The sequence below is a fragment of the Mucilaginibacter arboris genome, from assembly GCF_009754915.1.
Lineage (GTDB): Bacteria > Bacteroidota > Bacteroidia > Sphingobacteriales > Sphingobacteriaceae > Mucilaginibacter_A > Mucilaginibacter_A arboris.
In genome coordinates this window covers 60,796-78,626 of record NZ_WPIK01000005.1, presented here as the reverse complement: position 1 = coordinate 78,626, position 17,831 = coordinate 60,796, and the positions used below count along the sequence as shown (strand labels likewise).

The window sequence follows — 17,831 nt, the reverse complement described above, 5'->3', positions numbered from 1 at the left end:
AACAAATATATTTTTATTGATGGAAATAATTATCTTACCAAAGAATTAAAAGCCGGTTATCGAAGAATTTATACCCTAAAAGAAGCATGCGGGAAGCTTTATTTATCAAACAAAATTCGGAAAGGTGGCAAAAGTATGAACAGATGCAAACGCCGGACCCGGATGAGTTGGCCGAGCGTTTCATCAGTTTGACAGATGATCTGGCTTATGCCAAAACCTTTTATCCGCAATCAAAAACTACCGCTTATTTAAACGGATTAACGGCGCGTTTACATCAATCAATTTACCAGAACAAAAAAGAAAAATCCAGCCGTTTTATTTCTTTCTGGAAGTTTGAACTGCCTTTGCTTTTTAAAAAGTACGAACTGCAATTACTTTATGCTTTTTTGTTTACGGTTGTTTTTGCTTTGATGGGCGCTTTGTCTGCCAAGTACGACAATAGTTTCCTTCGTTTAATTTTAGGGAACGGCTATGTAAACATGACGAATGAAAACATTGCCAAAGGCGACCCTTTTGGCGTTTACAAACGGCAAAACGAATTCAGCATGTTTTTTCAAATCGCTTCTCATAATATTTTTGTCGCTTTTTATTGTTTTGTGGGAGGCGTTTTTTTCTCGCTCGGCAGCATTTATGCTTTGATCAGGAACGGCATTATGCTTGGCTCTTTCGAGTATTATTTTTTTAGTAAAGGTCTTGGCTTACAATCCGTTCTGGTGATCTGGATCCATGGAACTTTAGAAATATCTTCCATTATTATTGCCGGAGCTGCCGGCCTGGTGTTAGGGAAAAGCATATTATTTCCTAAAACTTATAATCGTATAGATTCTTTTAAATGCGGCGCTAAAGACGGGACTAAAATGGTAATTGGCTTGGTCCCGATTTTTATTACCGCTGCTTTTTTCGAAAGTTTTGTTACGCGGCATACCGGAATGCCGGTTTGGTTAAGCGTGTCGATACTGTTTTTATCACTACTTTTTATCATCGCTTACGTAATTATCTATCCCAATTATCTCCATAAAAAAAATCAACCTAAACCAATATGCAACCTAAAATTGAATTAGTAAAAACCCGCGATTTCGGTGAAATTATCAATGATACCTTCACTTTTATCAGCCAGAACTGGAAACCTTTATTAAAGTCGTACGCTATCATTTGCGGCTTTTTTATTGTGGCTAACCTGGTTGTTGCTTTGTTGCAGCAAAATAAAGTGATTAGTGCGATGCAAACTCCTATAACACCGCATACTTATTTTACAAGGTTCTCTGGCATGTTTGGCATAACTTATTTGTTAAGCATGATTTTTGGTTTGTTATCTTATACATCTATTACACTTGTTCCGCTTTGTTTTATCGCGCTTTATAAAGAAAAAGGAAATGTAGCGCCAGAAACCGAAGAAGTATGGGGCTATTTTAAATACTATTTTTTCAAGGTGATGGGCAGTTATTTGCTTATCGGGATTTGTCTGGTTATCGGTTTCGCACTTTGTCTTGTTCCCGGATTTTATCTTGCGCCCATCTTCATGCTGATATTGCCTGTTATGGTGATGGAAAATACTGGTTTTGGCTATAGCTGGTCGCGCAGTTTCCAATTAATTAAAGAAAACTGGTGGCAAACTTTTGGCGCTATCGTCGTCATCTGGATCATTACTTATGCAGCTTTGATGATCTTTATCATCCCGGTAACACTCTTTTCTGTTGGTACGATGTTTATAGCCAAATCTCATCCCAGTTCTTCCGGTCTCATGCTTACAACTATTGTTTCTGCCCTTTGCCAGGTATTTTTGATCTTGCCTGTTATAACCGCTGCTTTGTGTTATTTTAATTTGAACGAAAAGAAAGAAGGAACGGGTTTAATGGACCGCATCAATAAATTCGGCAGTAACGATCCTGATGCCGGTTTGCCAAAAGAAGAGTATTGATCGATGTACAAAGTAATCTGCCTGCTCTTCTGCTTTTTTATCAGTGCTTCTTTTACCACCCAAAAACATGCGGTAAAAGAAGCATCGGCTGTTTTGAAGACAGATAGCAGCGCATTAACTATCAGACATTTTAATGCTGCTTCGCTGGAGGATTACCGACAGCATCGGGATTTTAAATATGTTGATCATCCTGGCGAAGGGATTTCTTTATGGGACCAGTTCTGGCGATGGTTCTGGTATTGGATAGACAACTTAATGGCGGGGAAAGTAACCGGAAGCATCATGCAATTGCTTTTTATCATTTTGGGCGCGGGAGCATTGGTTTTTATGGTCCTGAAACTAATGGGAATGGATATGATGCAGATTTTTACCGGTAAAACAAGTACGGTCGAAATTCCTTATCAGGAATCCATAGAAAATATTCATGAAATTTCTTTTGAGGAAGAAATAGAAAAAGCTATTTCCAATCGTAATTTTCGTTTGGCTGTCAGGTTGCTTTATTTAAATTGTTTGAAGAAGTTGAGTGACGCCGGAGCGATCCAGTGGAAAGCCGATAAAACCAATCAGGCTTATCTGCATGAACTCAAAAACCCGGAGCAGCAGCAGAAATTTGGTTTGCTAACCCGGCAGTTTGAATACGTTTGGTACGGAGATTTTAAGGTTGATCAGGAGCATTTTCAGCAGATCAGAAATTCATTTCAGCAATTCAATCCGAAGTTGAGATGAAAGACTTAAAAATCTATCTGATCATCGCTTTTTCATTGCTGCTTGTTTATTGCGTAGTTCAATACAACCGGCCCAAACCTGTTGATTGGGAGCCAACTTATCTCAACACGGATAAAATCCCTTATGGAACTTTCATTTTATATCATCAGTTAAACGATATTTTTCCGGGTGCAACCATCCGCAGCAGCAGGCAGCCGGTTTATAATACTTTGTATGATGCTTTAGCTGAACATCGATATCGGCCAGGAACTTATTTGATTGTTGCCCCAAAAGTCGACATCGACCAATACGATTATGAGCAGATGATTAATTACATCAAAAAAGGCAATGCTGTTTTTATCGCCTCTTTTTATGTAAGCCAATTTTTAAGCGATACGTTAAAGCTGAAGATTAACAGCGAACCTTCATTTTCATTCAAAAAAAAGACAAAGACCGGTTTTACAAATCCTGCCTTAAAACCAAAGCAAATTTATGCGTTCGACAGGCAGATCGGCAATCAGTATTTCAGCAAGTTCGACACTTCCAAAGCCGTTGTTCTTGGTAAAAATCAATATAACCACAGTAACTTTATTCGATATCAATTTGGAAAAGGTTTTTTGTACCTGATGCCAAGTCCGGATTATTTCATCAACTATAATCTTTTAAAACCAGCAGGAAGCGATTATGCAGCAAAAGCGCTTTCTTATCTTCCAGCGAAAGGAGAAATCATCTGGGATGAATACGCGTCTGCAGGGGCAGCAAATGCTGATGACTCGCCCATGCGTGTTTTTTTAAGTCATGCCGAATTACGCCGGGCTTATTTTATGGCTCTTTTTAGCCTGCTTTTTTTTGTGTTGTATGGGATAAAACGCCGCCAGCGGATTATTCCGGTTGCTGATCCCTTGCAAAATGCAACGGTAGATTTTGTAAAAGTTGTTGGCCAGGTTTATTATCAGCAGAGAAATAATTTAAATATCGCTTCTAAAAAAGTTACTTTCTTTCTGGAGCATATTCGTAGCCGTTATCAATTGAAAACAAACGTTTTAGACCAGGAACTGATGGAAACGCTGATCAGTAAAAGTGGTGCAAATGCAGAAACAGTTGCACAAATTTTTAAATATATAGATTACGTGCAAACCGGAAAACAAATTTCCGACAGAGAGTTAATCAACCTCAATTACTTAACAGAACAATTTTACAAGCAAGCAGGCTTATAATGGAAGAAGAAATATTTAACCCGAGAACAGATCTCGCACAATTAAACCAATCAGTTACCGAAATCAAAAACGCACTGGCAAAAGTAGTAGTCGGACAGCAGGAAATGATTACGCTGCTGATTGCCGGAATTTTAGCAAACGGACATGTTTTGATTGAAGGTGTGCCCGGAGTTGCCAAAACATTAACGGCAAAACTGATGGCCAAATGTATCGATACTAATTTTTCGAGGATACAATTTACGCCGGATCTGATGCCTTCGGATGTATTGGGAACTTCTATTTTCAACCCAAAACAAAGCGGGTTTGAATTTAAACCAGGACCGATTTTCGGGAACGTGGTTTTGGTAGATGAAATAAACCGTGCGCCAGCCAAAACACAATCGGCTTTGTTTGAAGTGATGGAAGAGCGACAGGTTACCATTGATGGCAACACTTATCCAATGCAGGAACCGTTTGTAATTCTGGCTACGCAAAATCCGATTGATCAGGAAGGAACGTATCGTTTGCCCGAAGCACAGCTTGACCGGTTTTTGTTTAAAATAGAAGTAAAATACCCTACGCTGGAAGAAGAAACAGCTATTCTACAGCAACATCATCAGCAAAAAACTTCGGAACAATTAGATGAAATCAAGCCCATTCTTAATGCTGCTCAAATAGAAACTTATCGTAATCAGGTTAGAAGTCTGCACGTAGAACCCAAGTTGCTGGAATTTGTTGCACGGATTATCCATGAAACCCGTAACAGTAAATCGCTTTATTTAGGTGGTTCGCCGCGTGCTTCCTTAGCAATTATCAACGCAGCTAAAGCAATTGCAGCCATGAGCGGACGGGATTTTGTTACGCCGGATGACATCATTTATGTTACTCCAGCTGTTTTGCGGCACCGAATTATGCTTTCTCCGGATAAGGAAATGGAAGGTGTAACGCCGGATGAAGTAGTTCATCAAATCATTCAAAAGTTAGAAATACCCCGGTAAAAGAAGCATTAGGTTAAATTATAACGATGAAAAATTTACGATATTTACTTGTGTTAGGCGGTTTTATCAGTTGCAGAAACGCGAGTACAAACGTAGCAATGGTTGATAGTAAAGCTGCAAATGCTACTAAAAGCATTGATACCACTGTAAAGCAAAACCTTTCAGCAGGTAATAGAGAATATATTGATTTTAATTCAGTAAGGATTAACGGTAAGCTTCCTTTAATCACCAAAACTACTTTGCTTTATAAGTTATTAGGAAAGCCTGATAGCATTGTTGTTCCAAACATGGATAATATTTGTACTTCTTTTTATGACAAGCCTTTTAAACAGGCTTATATTAAGAAAAGTAATATTGAAATTTATGGCGATACAGCAGTTGTAACATCAATAAATTTTGAAAGCCGGTTTAGTTTAGATTTAAAAACGAAAACCATCCGATTAAACCACAACACTACCTTATTGGAATTACAAAGATTATTTCCAAACGCAGTAAAATCCCAAACGGAATTGGATGTAGATAAATTAGGGAAAGCAGTTTCTGTAAGCCTGGCATTATCAGAACGATTTAGTGATGGTTCCTGGCTGTTATTTTTTAAAAATGGAAAATTGGTTCGGATAGATTACTTTATGCCTTGCTAAAAAATCGAAAACAGATTGAAAAATATTTACTCGAATTTTTATTACAATCTTTTTCTGGGAAACCGCCTGTTCTTCGGATTGGCCGTTGCCGTGATACTGTTTTTACTATCCTTTTTTTTTAGCTGGATGGGAGATATTCCGTTGTTCTTTTTCTGGGCATTGATGCTGTTGCTTGTTATTGACTTGTTTTTGCTTTATCGTACAGAGAACGGACTTTTTGCGCGCCGCAATGCACCGGAACGTTTAAGCAATGGAGATGAAAATGAGTTGGGTATTTATGTAGAGAACTTTTATTCTTTCCCGGTAAGTTTGGGTTTAATCGATGAAATTCCATTCCAGTTTCAAAAGCGCGATGTCTGGTTTAAAACCGAACTAAAATCGCGCGAGCATAAAATGATCAATTACCAGCTTCGTCCTACTAAACGAGGTGAATATGAATTTGGTGACATTCATGCTTATGTACAATCTCCGATAGCCTTAATTAGTCGCCGTTACACTTTTGCGCAGGCGGAAATTTTGCCTGTTTATCCTTCTTTTTTGCAGATGCAGAAATACGAATTGCTTGCTGTTTCTAATCGTTTAACCGAACAAGGTATCAAAAAGATCAGGAGGATTGGGCATAGTATGGAATTCGAGCAGATCAAAAATTATGTTCCGGGAGATGATTACCGGACCATCAATTGGAAAGCAACTGCCCGAAAAGGCGATACGATGGTTAATGCTTTTACGGATGAAAAATCGCAACATGTGTATTGTATCATCGATAAATCGCGGGCAATGAAAATGCCGTTTGAAGGATTAAGCCTGCTGGATTACGCTATCAATGCTTCACTTGCACTCCTGAATATTGCTATGTTAAAAGAAGACCGTGCTGGTTTAATTACTATTTCCGAAAAAACAGGAGCGGTAATTCCGGCGGACCGTCGTTCCGGGCAATTGAATAAGATTTTACAGGTGCTTCATAAAGAGAAAACACGTTATCTCGAAACCAACATGGAAGCGCTTTATACTACTGTCCGTACGGTTGTTAAACAACGCAGCCTGATTGTTTTTTTTACCAATTTTGAAAGTCTTTCAGCTATGGAACGGCAACTTCCTTATCTGCGGAAAATAGCCCGTTTACATTTACTTTTGGTCGTATTCTTTAAAAATACAGAACTGGAAAAAATAACAGAAAAACCTGCTACAGATGTAGAAGAGGTTTACATCAAAACGGTTGCAGAAAAATTTTTGTATGAAAAAAGGTTAGTGGTAAAAGAATTGAACCAGTATGGTATTCAATCTATTTTATGTAATCCGCTGGAGGTGACGGTAGATTCAGTAAATAAATATTTGGAAATAAAAGCCCGTCAACAAATTTAAGCAAGTAATAACAACAAATTCATGTTGTCTTTAAAACTATTAAAACTTATAAAAAGGCAGTTATAACAATCGGTGCTTCTAACAGAACCCAATCAATGATAATGGTTTTAATGTGGTTCTTTTTTTCGAATAATACTTTCATACAGTGCTTTATACAAAGTTAATGCCTGTATGGGTTTTATTCGTCATCTTAATATAAGTTTAAACATATAATCGCTTGATTAAACTTATTTTTAACTTTTCTTAACATAAACTAAATATTGATACTGTTTTTATTACATTAAAAGTAATAGCAAACAAAATAGCCTGTCTGGAAAACCAGACAGGCTATTTCAATATATAATAAAGTGAACAGTATTATAAGGAGGATGATTACATCATGCCACCCATACCGCCGCCGCCCATTGGAGGCATACCAGCACCACCTTTTTCATCTTCAGGATCATCAGCTAAAACGCATTCTGTTGTTAACAACATGGCAGCGATAGAAGCAGCATTTTCCAAAGCAACACGGCCAACTTTAGTTGGGTCGATAACACCGGCACCAATTAAGTTTTCGTATTTATCGGTACGTGCATTGTAGCCAAAATCAGCAGTACCTTCTTTTACTTTTTGTACTACGATAGAACCTTCGATACCTGCGTTTTCGCAAATCTGACGTAATGGTTCTTCAATAGCACGACGGATGATCTGGATACCAGTATTTTCATCTTCGTTTTCGCCTTTCAGGTCTTTTAAAGATTCTACGGCACGGATGAAGGCAACACCACCACCGGCAACGATACCTTCTTCAACCGCAGCACGGGTTGCATGTAAAGCATCATCCACACGGTCTTTTTTCTCTTTCATTTCTACTTCAGTAGCAGCACCAACGTAAAGAACAGCAACACCGCCAGATAATTTAGCTAAACGTTCTTGTAATTTTTCGCGGTCGTAATCAGAAGTAGTTGATTCAATCTGAGATTTGATCTGGTTAACGCGGGCTTTGATTTCTTCTGATTTTCCAGCGCCGTTAATAACCGTCGTGTTGTCTTTATCAACAACAATTTTTTCAGCAGTACCTAAGTAAGAAAGGTCGGCATTTTCTAATTTGTAACCTCTTTCTTCAGAAATTACTGTTCCGCCAGTTAAAATAGCGATGTCTTCCAGCATTGCTTTACGGCGGTCGCCAAAGCCTGGAGCTTTAACCGCAACCACTTTCAGTGAGCCACGGATTTTATTTACAACCAAAGTAGCTAATGCTTCTCCGTCTAAATCCTCAGCAATAATTAACAATGGTTTGCCGGTTTGAACTTGTTTTTCCAATACTGGCAATAATTCTTTCATGCTGCTGATCTTTTTATCATAGATCAAAATGTAAGGGCTTTCTAATTCCGCTTCCATTTTATCAGCATTGGTTACGAAGTATGGAGAAAGGTAACCGCGGTCAAACTGCATACCTTCAACCGTTTTAACTTCAGTTTCTGTACCTTTTGCTTCTTCAACAGTAATTACACCATCTTTACCAACTTTTCCCATTGCCTCAGCGATCAAAGAACCAATTACTTCGTCGTTATTGGCAGAGATAGAAGCAACTTGTTTGATCTTATTATTGTCTTCGCCAACTGTTTGAGATTGCTCTTTTAAATTAGCAACTACAGCAGAAACGGCTTTATCGATACCGCGTTTCAGATCCATAGGGTTTGCACCGGCAGCAACGTTTTTAATACCGGCAGTAACAATTGCCTGAGCTAAAACAGTAGCAGTAGTTGTTCCGTCACCTGCAATATCAGCAGTTTTAGAAGCAACTTCTTTAACCATTTGTGCGCCCATGTTTTCTAAAGAATCTTTTAGTTCGATCTCTTTAGCAACCGTTACACCATCTTTGGTAATGCTTGGGGAACCAAATTTTTTGTCGATGATAACATTACGGCCTTTCGGGCCTAAAGTTACTTTAACCGCATTGGCCAAAATATCAACACCGCGTTTTAAAGCATCGCGTGCTTCTACATTATATTTAACTTGTTTTGCCATTGTTTTTGTGAATTTTACTTATGTTGATTGAATAAATTTTTAGGAAAACCTGAAATTTGCGCTAACCCTGATTTTTTTGATCTACAGAACTGCGTAAACGTCTGATTCACGCATAATTAAGTACTCTTTACCTTCGTAAGTAATTTCAGTACCGGCATATTTGCCATACAAAACCTCGTCGCCAACTTTAACAGTTAAAGGCTCATCTTTTTTGCCTTCGCCAACGGCAACGATTTTACCACGCTGTGGTTTTTCTTTTGCAGTGTCTGGGATGAAAATGCCGGATGCAGTCTTTTCTTCGGCAGCAGCAGCTTCTACTACTACTCTGTCTCCAATTGGTTTAATGTTTAATGACATAGTTGTATTAAATTTTAATTAAGATTATAAATGTTTGCTGATGCTTGAACAGCAACTGTGCCAAAGGCCAATTTTTGCACATATTGACTTATATGCAGGCACATCTTGTCAAAATTACTTTTATAAAAATAGAAAGCTGTTTTATAAGCAGATGAACATGCCATCCTGACAGCAATTAAAAACTAAAAAGGCCTCTGCATAAACAGAAGCCTTTTAATATCAATGCTGTTTTTACAGCCTATTTTTTTGCAGGGGTTGGGGCAGCAGCAGGAGCAGCAGGCAAATTAAGCGGCCCGCTAACTGGTGCAGCAGGTTTAGATGCTTTTTCGATCTGGTCCTGGTTTTGAATGTTGTTAGCAGATGAAGGGCCATTTTTGGCAACCACATTAACAGCAAGCGAAAATATCATCAGGGCAATTGCTAAAACCCAGGTTCCTTTTTCCAGGAAATCGCCGGTTTTTTGTACGCCCATCATTTGCGATGAACTGGAGAAATTGGAGTTTAAGCCACCGCCTTTGGGATTTTGGATCAGTACGATCAAACCAAGCAGGATGCAAACAATAACAATCAGGATAACAAGCACTAAATACATTTTTTATCGGTATTAATTTATCTTTTTTTCTATCAATTCAATTTGGTCTGTAAAGTAACGGCTTTTTTCCGGAAATTTCAACAACAGCTTTTTATAAGTATCTAAGGCTTTGTGGTAAAGCATCTGGTCTAAATAAATTTTAGCTAAAGTTTCGGTTACCAGAACATCCGCATCTTCCGAGCTCTTTTTAGCCTTGTTTTCGGTATCTAATTTTTCGCTGCTTGGCGGATGGATGTGCGGTTCTTCAATAATAAACCTTTCAATCAACTGGTCTTCCTTGCGTTTTACAGGAGGCTCGGCAGCAGTCTTTAAATTGTTTTCTGCCAGTCCGTGCGGCGGTTTTGTATGAAAAATGCTTTCAATATATTGCTGGTGCAATTCCGGGCCAACGCTTAGTCCGGGATTAGTTTTTTGTGCGGTTGTGTGTTTAATATAAGGCTGATAAGTGCCAGCATACTCTTTACGGGTTTTATCCAGCCACCACATAAACGTGTAAGGCATCTTATCATCATGATATTTAGAAACCGTTTCCGGCTCTTTTTCTTCCGGAATTACTGAATTTTCTGGATCAACTTCAGGATTTTCCAAAGAATTTTCCTCGGCGTTATGGAGTTGTTGTGTTGGGTTTTGCCCGAATTTATTATTGAAAGTGAAATAATCGATAGAAGCAATACTGCTCAGCATATCTTTTTCCGCTTTGTCCTGAACAGTAAAAACAGAAGGTCCTTCAGTAGCTTTTTCCGGTTCGGTTATAACTGCCGGTGCTGTTTCTTCCGGAACAACAACCTGTTTTACAGGCTCAATCCGGATATCTTCAATCGCAGTGATCTCATCATAAACTTCTTCATCAATTTCCTGGGTAAAAGAAGGATGTGCAATTTCTGGTTTTGCTTCCTGAATTGCAGTATCTTCTTCCGGCGGCGCTGCCACTTCTTCCATCGGAAATACAATTTCTTCGGCAGATTGGTTGATGAAATTTAAACCTACATCTTCTACGCGAAGGTCATTTTCTGCAGCCATTGCCTCTTCCGGGTTTAGGTAGGCCAAAGGATCATTTTGTGTAGATAATTGTTCGGTTACCAGTTTTTCCCCGGTAAAAGAAGCATCGGCCGTTTCTTCAAAAGGCGTTTCTGCTGATAAATTTTCTTCTTGTGGCAGTGCAGTTTTTTCCTCTGTAAAAGAAGCATCAACTGTTTCTGCCGGATAGGTTTCTTCTAAAAGAATTATTTCATCATCTTCCGTTGCTGATTTTTCCTCGGTAAAAGAAGCATTAGATCCTAAGGTTGCTGCTGCCGGAACCAGAACAAAAGGATAAACAACTTCCGGTTTAGGCAGCTTTATTAATTCGGGTTGATGGATCAATCGAAACAAAACTTCGCGGTTTGCTGCATGTACCGCTGCCGATTGCAGTGCTTTTGCAGCAATTCCAGGTTCGCTGTTTTGAGCAGCTTTAGCTAACAGCAAATGGAAAACACTGCATTGCGGATAGGTTTGCACCAATGCTTCCAAAGCCTGTAAATGACTAAGGTTAGCAGTAGCCGGATGCGCTAATAAAGGCTTTAAAAATTCGGGCAGCTGCCCGTTCTGTATCTGATCCACGGTTGAAACTACGATTTGCTTACCAATTTGCAAAAGCCTTGTTAAAAATATCTTCTGTCAACTGCACGTTAATTGCCTGGATCAGCGTTTGTTCCTTCGTGCCAATATCGCCCTGGTAATCCTGATAGCGCGAAAACGATTGCTCAAAACTTAATTTAGGATCTAAACTGTTGGTATATTTTACACTAACGGTAATAGTTAAGCGGTTTGTATTGGCAATAGGAGCCGTGCTGGAGTTAGCGGCAGGCAAAACTGTTGGTGCAATGGTGTAGCCGGTAATGCGGCCTTCAAATGTAGCATCAGCATCGCCACGAACCGTACTTAACCGTGTTTGATTTCGGATACGGTCTTGCAAGGCTTGGGTAAAGCTCTGGCTCAGGTTGTTAACTACCAATGGCGCTACGTTTTCAAAAAACATAACATTAACTGTTTTTAAACTTCCTACAGAACCGCCGTTAAGCGAATAAACGCCGCAGGAGGATATTAAAAACAGCAACGGCACAAATAACAACAGCACATTTTTATTCATGGTAAAAGAAGTATTAACAATTGGCTTTAATTTTATAAATTGAGTTCTTTAATTTTTCGGTAAAGCGTTCTTTCAGAAATGCCTAACTCCTGGGCAGCAAACTTGCGTTTTCCTTTATGCTTTTTTAAGGCTTTTTTAATCAGGTCTGATTCTTTTTCCATAAGCGAAAGCGATTCTTCCACTTCTTGGGCTTCATGTGTAATATTCAGCTCTTTGTTATTATTTTGAACAACCGGTTGCTGTATGGTTAAAGTTGGTTCCTGCTGGTGGTTTTGGTGAAGATGATTGTGGTGGCGGTCTCCATCAACTTCAATATCCCGGTAGAGCTGGTTTAATACCTGCGGGTTGCCGGAATAATTGGCAGGGACGCCGCCGTTTTCTATAATATCAACAACTAATTTTTTCAAATCTGTCATGTCGCGCTTCATATCAAAAAGCACTTTGTATAAAATGTCGCGTTCAGAAAAATCGTCTTTTTTCTGCTGATTGATGCGCATAGGCAAATTATTTCCGCTGCTTTCCTGCGGAATGTATTGGAGCAGGCTTTGCGCCGTAATCATGTGATCACGTTCTAAAACGGCAAGCTGCTCAGCAATATTCTTTAACTGGCGGACATTGCCCGGCCAACTGTAATTAACCAGCATTTGCTGCGCTTCCTCGTTCATCTGGATAGGAGGGGAACGATATTTGGCAGTAAAATCAGCCGTAAACTTGCGGAACAACAGGTAAATATCTTCTTTACGGTCCCGCAGCGGCGGAATGCGTAAGGGAACAGTATTTAAACGATAATATAAATCTTCGCGAAACTTTCCTGATTTAACAGCATCATAAACATCAACATTTGTAGCTGCAATTACACGCACATTTGTTTTTTCTACTTTGGATGAACCAACTTTAATGTATTGTCCGGATTCTAAAACCCGAAGCAAACGTGCCTGCGTACCTAATGGCATTTCTGCAATTTCATCCAGAAAAATAGTACCGCCGTTAACCGTTTCAAAATAACCTTTGCGCTCGCCGATAGCGCCGGTATAAGCACCTTTTTCGTGTCCGAATAACTCCGAATCAATTGTTCCTTCCGGGATGGCACCACAATTTACAGCGATGAACGGACCATGCTTCCGCGGACTCATTTGATGAATGATATGCGAAAAAACTTCTTTACCGCTTCCGCTTTCGCCGGTAATTAAAACCGAAATATCTGTTGGTGCAACCTGATTGGCAATATCAATAGCACGGTTTAGCAACGGAGAATTGCCAATAATGCCGAACCGCTGTTTTATTTCCTGTATCTCCATACTTCTTTTACCCTATAATTTTACCGATCAAGGTAGCAGTTGTACATTTTTCAATTAAAACATCAACATAATCTCCTGGTTTAAAACGATCATCAGCCGGAAAAACCACTGTTGCATTCTTGTCGCTTCTGCCACTATAATCCAGTTCTGATTTTTTAGAACGTTTCTCAATCAAAACCTGTTGAACCTGGCCAATTTGCTCTAACAAACGTTTGTAGGAATGTGCTTGTTGTTTGTCCACAATTTCGCGTAAACGCCTGCCTTTTACTTCTTCCGGAATATCATCTGCATAACGTTTGGCAGCTAAAGTTCCTGGCCGTTCAGAATACATAAACATATAAGCAAAATCGTACTGCACGTAATCCATCATGCTTAACGTTTCCTGGTGTTCTTCCTCGGTTTCAGAACAAAAACCGGTAATTACATCGGTAGAAATGGCACAACCCGGAAGAATCCGGCGGATAGCATCAATCCTGTTCATGTACCAGGCACGGTCATACGTTCTGTTCATCAGTTCCAAGATCCGGCTGTTGCCAGATTGTATGGGTAAATGAATGTATTTGCAGATGTTATCGTACTTTTTCATCGTTAAAAGCACTTCATCAGTAATATCTTTTGGGTGAGAAGTAGAAAAACGAACGCGTAGTTTTGGATTGATCAAAGCAACAAACTCTAATAAACCTGCAAAATTCATGGTAATGCCTTCTTCGCTTGTCCATTTGTAAGAATCTACATTTTGCCCAAGCAGTGTAACTTCTTTATAACCTGCGTTAAATAAATCGCCACATTCTTTTACGATAGAAAAAGCATCGCGACTGCGTTCGCGGCCGCGCGTAAACGGAACTACGCAAAAAGAACACATGTTATCGCAGCCACGCATAATCGAAACAAAAGCATTAATGCCATTGCTGTTTAAGCGAACCGGACTTATATCAGCATAAGTTTCTTCCCTCGACAACAATACATTTACAGCTTTTTGTCCGCCATCAACCTGTTCAATTAAGTTTGGCAAATCGCGGTAAGCATCCGGCCCAACTACCACATCAACCAGTTTTTCTTCTTCCAGAAACTTGGCTTTTAAACGTTCTGCCATGCAGCCTAAAACGCCAACCACCATTCCCGGATTGCGCATTTTAGAAACCTTAAATTCTTTCAAACGGTTACGTACGCGTTGCTCTGCATTTTCGCGGATAGAACAAGTATTGATAAAAATCACATCTGCTTCTTTAAAATCAGAAGTAGTTTCAAAACCCTGATCGGCCAGGATGGAAGCCACAATTTCACTGTCAGAAAAATTCATGGCACAGCCATAACTTTCAATGTAAAGCTTGCGTCCGTTATTTTTTAAAACTGGTTTATCCAGTACCAGAGCTTCACCTTGCCGACTTTCATCATGTTTACTGTTTGGAAAATCCAAATTCATCATAAAAAATTAAGAATGCAAAAGTAAGAAAATGTTATTTAATAAAATGACAGATTGGCAGCATTTAGCTATTAAACGATTGATAATATTATTACAAGTAACTCGTGCTTAGCATTAGAAAACGTATCTTTTAAAAAACTATTCTATATATTGTACTGGTTTTCTAAAATGTTAACGTATAAATAAAGTCGGCAGGAAGACGATTAGAATGAAGTTTAAAAAGTTAACAAACAACAAATGGTTTAAAAAATTAGGTTTACCACTGTTAGTGTTGCTGTTTTTAATATTGATGGCTGCAGTGGTTATTAACCTTTATTTTTCTCCTGTTTTATCGGCACAACTTAAAAAAACAGTTTTTAAGCTTAGCAATGGTTTGTACCAGGCTGAATTTACAGGCAGCAGCATCCATGTAATTAGGGGCCGTATTATAATAGATCATCTCACGCTAAAACCCGATACTGCTGTTTTTAACCGCTTAAAAAAGGCAGGCAAAGCGCCTAATAATTTATATACACTTTCGGTTGATAAAATTGTGCTGAAGCATATCCATCCGTTTAAATTATATTTTAAAAAGGAGTTGGATATGGATGAAGTTGTAATTAGTAACCCTGCTATTCAGGCTATTTATCAGCCATTTAGAAACCACGACTTGCCAGACAGCAGTAAAAAAACGTTTTACCAGCGTATTGCAGGCACTTTAAAATCAGTTCATGTAGGGCAAATTCTATTTAGCAATACCAGCCTTCGGTCGCGGGAGGAAACAGATCATCAGGTAAGGGTGAGGCATTTAAAAGAAATTGACCTTAAAGCAACAGATATGTTAATTGATTCTGCAAGCCAGAATGATAAAAGCAGGTTTAACTTCTGCAAAGATATAACCGTTGTATTTAACAATTATAGCGGCCAAACTGATAACCGTTTATATAACTATAAGGCAAAGGCAGTTACTTTTTCCAGTTCGAAATCGAGCATAAAAATAACCAATGCTGTTTTTATGCCACAAAAATTGATAACCTCATCTGTTGGTAAGGCAGCACTGAAACGCAGTAATTTTGAGTTTACAACAGATTCAGTCCGCATTAATCATTTTGATTATCAATCTTTTATCAGTTATCGCAATTTTATTGCCTCCGATATTACTGTTTTTGGTGGCAGGGCAAATATTTTTTATAACCGTACTTTACCTAAAATACATACAGATTCATCAAAAAGCGGTTTATACACACTTTTGAAGAATGTCCGCAAAGATATGGCGGTCCAAACGCTGCGCCTGGAAGATATTGATGTAATTTATACAGAAATAAGCGCTAAAACCAAACTTCGCGGAGCCATTACTTTTGAGCGGCTGAATGGTTATGTTCATAATATTCTTACCGGTAAAGATACGCTTCGTGCAAACAGAAACTTAACGGCAAACCTTACTGCTAATTTAATGGGCTACGGCAAGTTAAATATTAACCTGCATTTTGATCCGGCCAATCCTGCAAACATTTTATATTACAAAGGCAGCCTCGCGCCCATGAACCTGGTTAACCTTAATCCGGCTACTAAAACATTGGGGCTGATACAGTTTACAAATGGCATTGTAACTTCGCTTAATTTTGATATGCAGGCGGATGCCACAAAAGCTACCGGTACAGTTGCTTTTTTATACCGTGATTTGAATGTGGTTTTATTGAAACAGGACGAAAAGAACGCGCTCAGGCGCATGTCTTTTATCTCCATATTGGCCAATGCTTTTGTCCTGATCCGCAATAATCCAACATTTAACAGTCCGCCGCGTGTAGAAACGGTTGTTTTTGAACGGCCGGAAAATACTTCTTACCTGGGATTGCTTTGGCGGTCTGTTTATGCCGGAATTAAAGGATCTATAGGTTTATCGGCAGAAATTGAACATAACCTGAGGCGAAGGGTTGAGGATTATAAACAAAATAAAGACCAGCGCGAAATAAATAAAGCCGCCAGGCAGGAGCGAAGGCAAGTGCGCCGTTTAAAAAGGCAGTTAAAAGAAGCACAGGATTATTAAAACCAATGCTTCTTTTATCCTATAAAATTTAGGATACAATATAATTCCAGTTGTTGATATCTTCTGTACGGCCGTATTTAATGTCATCTAAAGTACGGCGCAATTTTGCAGCAAATTCTCCTTTTGCCGGATCTGGCAAGGTATAAACTTCTCCTTTAAAACCAATTTCTGCAATCGAAGTAATGGTTGCTGCAGTTCCTACACCAAAAGCTTCGGTTACTTTTCCGTTTTTTATGCCGTCTAAAATTTCAGCCACAGCAACACGGCGTTCTTCAACCGGAACGTTCCAGCTTTTTGCAATTTCTAAAATGCTGTCCCGTGTTACACCTTTTAAAATCGTATCGCGGGTTGATGGTGTAACTATTTTTCCATCCATTACAAATACAATATTGGCAGCGCCTAGCTCTTCTACAAAAGCATGTTCGCGGGCATCTGTCCAGATAATCTGGTCAAAACCTTCTTCTGCAGCTTTTTTTGCCGGTAACATAGAACCTGCATAATTGCCTGCTGCTTTTGCAAAGCCAAAACCGCCATCGCAGGCGCGTGCATATTCAGTTTCTACCTTTACCTTTAAATACTTGGAAAAATACGGGCCAACCGGGCAGGTTAGAACGCAAAATTTATAAGTAGCAGATGGATGTACGCCCAAAGCAGCTTCGGTAGCAAACATAAACGGACGGATGTACAAAGAGTGGTTTTCTTTGTCCGGGATCCATTGCTGGTCTAATTCAACCAAAGCAGCAATGCTTTGTACAAATAAATCTTCCGGTAGTTGCGGCATGCACAAACGTTCTGCTGATTTGTTAAAACGCTCCGCATTTTTATTTGGGCGGAAAATAGAAACGCGGCCGTCTGCCAGTTTATAAGCTTTTAATCCTTCAAAAAAAGTTTGCCCGTAATGTAATACAGACATTGCCGGGCTCATTTTAATCTCGCCATAAGGCAAGATCTGGAAGTTCTGCCATTGTCCGTCTGCATAATCGGCAACCAGCATGTGGTCGCTAAAGTTTTGCCCGAAAACTAAATTGCTATAATCTATTTGTGGTAAGCGTGAGGTTTCTGCTTTGCTAATTTGGATGTCAAGCGTATCTGATACCATAACTTTATTGTTTGTTTTATCGACGCAAATTACGATTTTTTGTTTGTTTTCTTTAAAGATGATTGCAAGCAGTTC

The 17,831-nt window shown here is 39.1% G+C and carries 16 protein-coding genes; 8 read left to right on the top strand and 8 right to left on the bottom strand.

What is annotated here, in order from left to right:
• Positions 1-86 precede the first annotated feature (86 nt).
• From GO621_RS06615 to GO621_RS06585, 7 genes are read left to right on the top strand one after another with little or no spacing between them, the layout of a single operon-like run.
• Positions 87-1,061: a stage II sporulation protein M gene (locus GO621_RS06615; RefSeq protein ID WP_157565359.1), complete on the top strand. Its 975-nt coding sequence runs from the start codon at positions 87-89 to the stop codon at positions 1,059-1,061.
• Positions 1,040-1,918: a glycerophosphoryl diester phosphodiesterase membrane domain-containing protein gene (locus GO621_RS06610; RefSeq protein ID WP_157565358.1), complete on the top strand. Its 879-nt coding sequence runs from the start codon at positions 1,040-1,042 to the stop codon at positions 1,916-1,918. The genes GO621_RS06615 and GO621_RS06610 overlap by 22 nt, the downstream gene beginning before the upstream one ends.
• A 3-nt stretch (positions 1,919-1,921) precedes the next feature.
• A complete protein-coding gene (locus GO621_RS06605; RefSeq protein WP_157565356.1) occupies positions 1,922-2,644 on the top strand; it encodes a DUF4129 domain-containing protein in 723 nt (240 codons plus the stop codon).
• Complete coding sequence (locus GO621_RS06600; protein ID WP_157565354.1) at positions 2,641-3,840, top strand: DUF4350 domain-containing protein; 1,200 nt, start codon at positions 2,641-2,643, stop codon at positions 3,838-3,840. The genes GO621_RS06605 and GO621_RS06600 overlap by 4 nt, the downstream gene beginning before the upstream one ends.
• The gene (locus GO621_RS06595; RefSeq protein ID WP_157565353.1) at positions 3,840-4,817 is read left to right on the top strand and encodes an AAA family ATPase; all 978 of its coding nucleotides are present in this window, start codon (positions 3,840-3,842) and stop codon (positions 4,815-4,817) included. The genes GO621_RS06600 and GO621_RS06595 overlap by 1 nt, the downstream gene beginning before the upstream one ends.
• A 26-nt stretch (positions 4,818-4,843) precedes the next feature.
• The gene (locus GO621_RS06590; protein WP_157565351.1) at positions 4,844-5,458 is read left to right on the top strand and encodes a hypothetical protein; all 615 of its coding nucleotides are present in this window, start codon (positions 4,844-4,846) and stop codon (positions 5,456-5,458) included.
• A gap of 15 nt (positions 5,459-5,473) precedes the next feature.
• The gene (locus GO621_RS06585; RefSeq protein ID WP_157565349.1) at positions 5,474-6,820 is read left to right on the top strand and encodes a DUF58 domain-containing protein; all 1,347 of its coding nucleotides are present in this window, start codon (positions 5,474-5,476) and stop codon (positions 6,818-6,820) included.
• A 372-nt stretch (positions 6,821-7,192) separates the two neighbouring features.
• Here the strand turns inward: GO621_RS06585 and groL are convergent, their stop codons facing one another.
• From groL to miaB, 7 genes are all read right to left on the bottom strand, one after another.
• Positions 7,193-8,833, bottom strand: coding sequence for a chaperonin GroEL (gene groL, locus GO621_RS06580; RefSeq protein WP_157565347.1), 1,641 nt, complete (start codon positions 8,831-8,833; stop codon positions 7,193-7,195).
• Between the two features lie 81 nt (positions 8,834-8,914).
• Positions 8,915-9,190, bottom strand: a complete 276-nt coding sequence (gene groES, locus GO621_RS06575) for a co-chaperone GroES (RefSeq protein WP_157565345.1) — start codon at positions 9,188-9,190, stop codon at positions 8,915-8,917.
• Between the two features lie 238 nt (positions 9,191-9,428).
• The gene (gene secG / locus GO621_RS06570) at positions 9,429-9,782 is read right to left on the bottom strand and encodes a preprotein translocase subunit SecG (RefSeq protein WP_157565343.1); all 354 of its coding nucleotides are present in this window, start codon (positions 9,780-9,782) and stop codon (positions 9,429-9,431) included.
• Positions 9,783-9,794: 12 nt separating this feature from the next.
• Complete coding sequence (locus GO621_RS06565) at positions 9,795-11,381, bottom strand: hypothetical protein (RefSeq protein WP_157565341.1); 1,587 nt, start codon at positions 11,379-11,381, stop codon at positions 9,795-9,797.
• A gap of 19 nt (positions 11,382-11,400) precedes the next feature.
• Positions 11,401-11,910, bottom strand: a complete 510-nt coding sequence (locus GO621_RS06560) for an LptE family protein (protein ID WP_157565339.1) — start codon at positions 11,908-11,910, stop codon at positions 11,401-11,403.
• A 32-nt stretch (positions 11,911-11,942) separates the two neighbouring features.
• Positions 11,943-13,208 carry a sigma 54-interacting transcriptional regulator gene (locus tag GO621_RS06555; protein WP_157565337.1) on the bottom strand — a complete coding sequence of 422 codons (1,266 nt, stop codon included), beginning with the start codon at positions 13,206-13,208 and terminating at the stop codon, positions 11,943-11,945.
• Between the two features lie 7 nt (positions 13,209-13,215).
• Entirely contained in the window at positions 13,216-14,634 is a 1,419-nt protein-coding gene (miaB, locus tag GO621_RS06550) for a tRNA (N6-isopentenyl adenosine(37)-C2)-methylthiotransferase MiaB (RefSeq protein WP_157565335.1), read from the bottom strand.
• Positions 14,635-14,839: 205 nt separating this feature from the next.
• Here miaB and GO621_RS06545 point away from each other — a divergent pair, with 205 nt between their 5' ends.
• A complete protein-coding gene (locus GO621_RS06545; protein ID WP_157565333.1) occupies positions 14,840-16,657 on the top strand; it encodes a hypothetical protein in 1,818 nt (605 codons plus the stop codon).
• Positions 16,658-16,685: 28 nt separating this feature from the next.
• Here GO621_RS06545 and GO621_RS06540 read toward each other — a convergent pair whose 3' ends face one another.
• On the bottom strand, positions 16,686-17,756 hold the full coding sequence (locus GO621_RS06540; protein WP_157565331.1) for a branched-chain amino acid aminotransferase: 1,071 nt from the start codon (positions 17,754-17,756) through the stop codon (positions 16,686-16,688).
• Between the last annotated feature and the right edge of the window lie 75 nt (positions 17,757-17,831).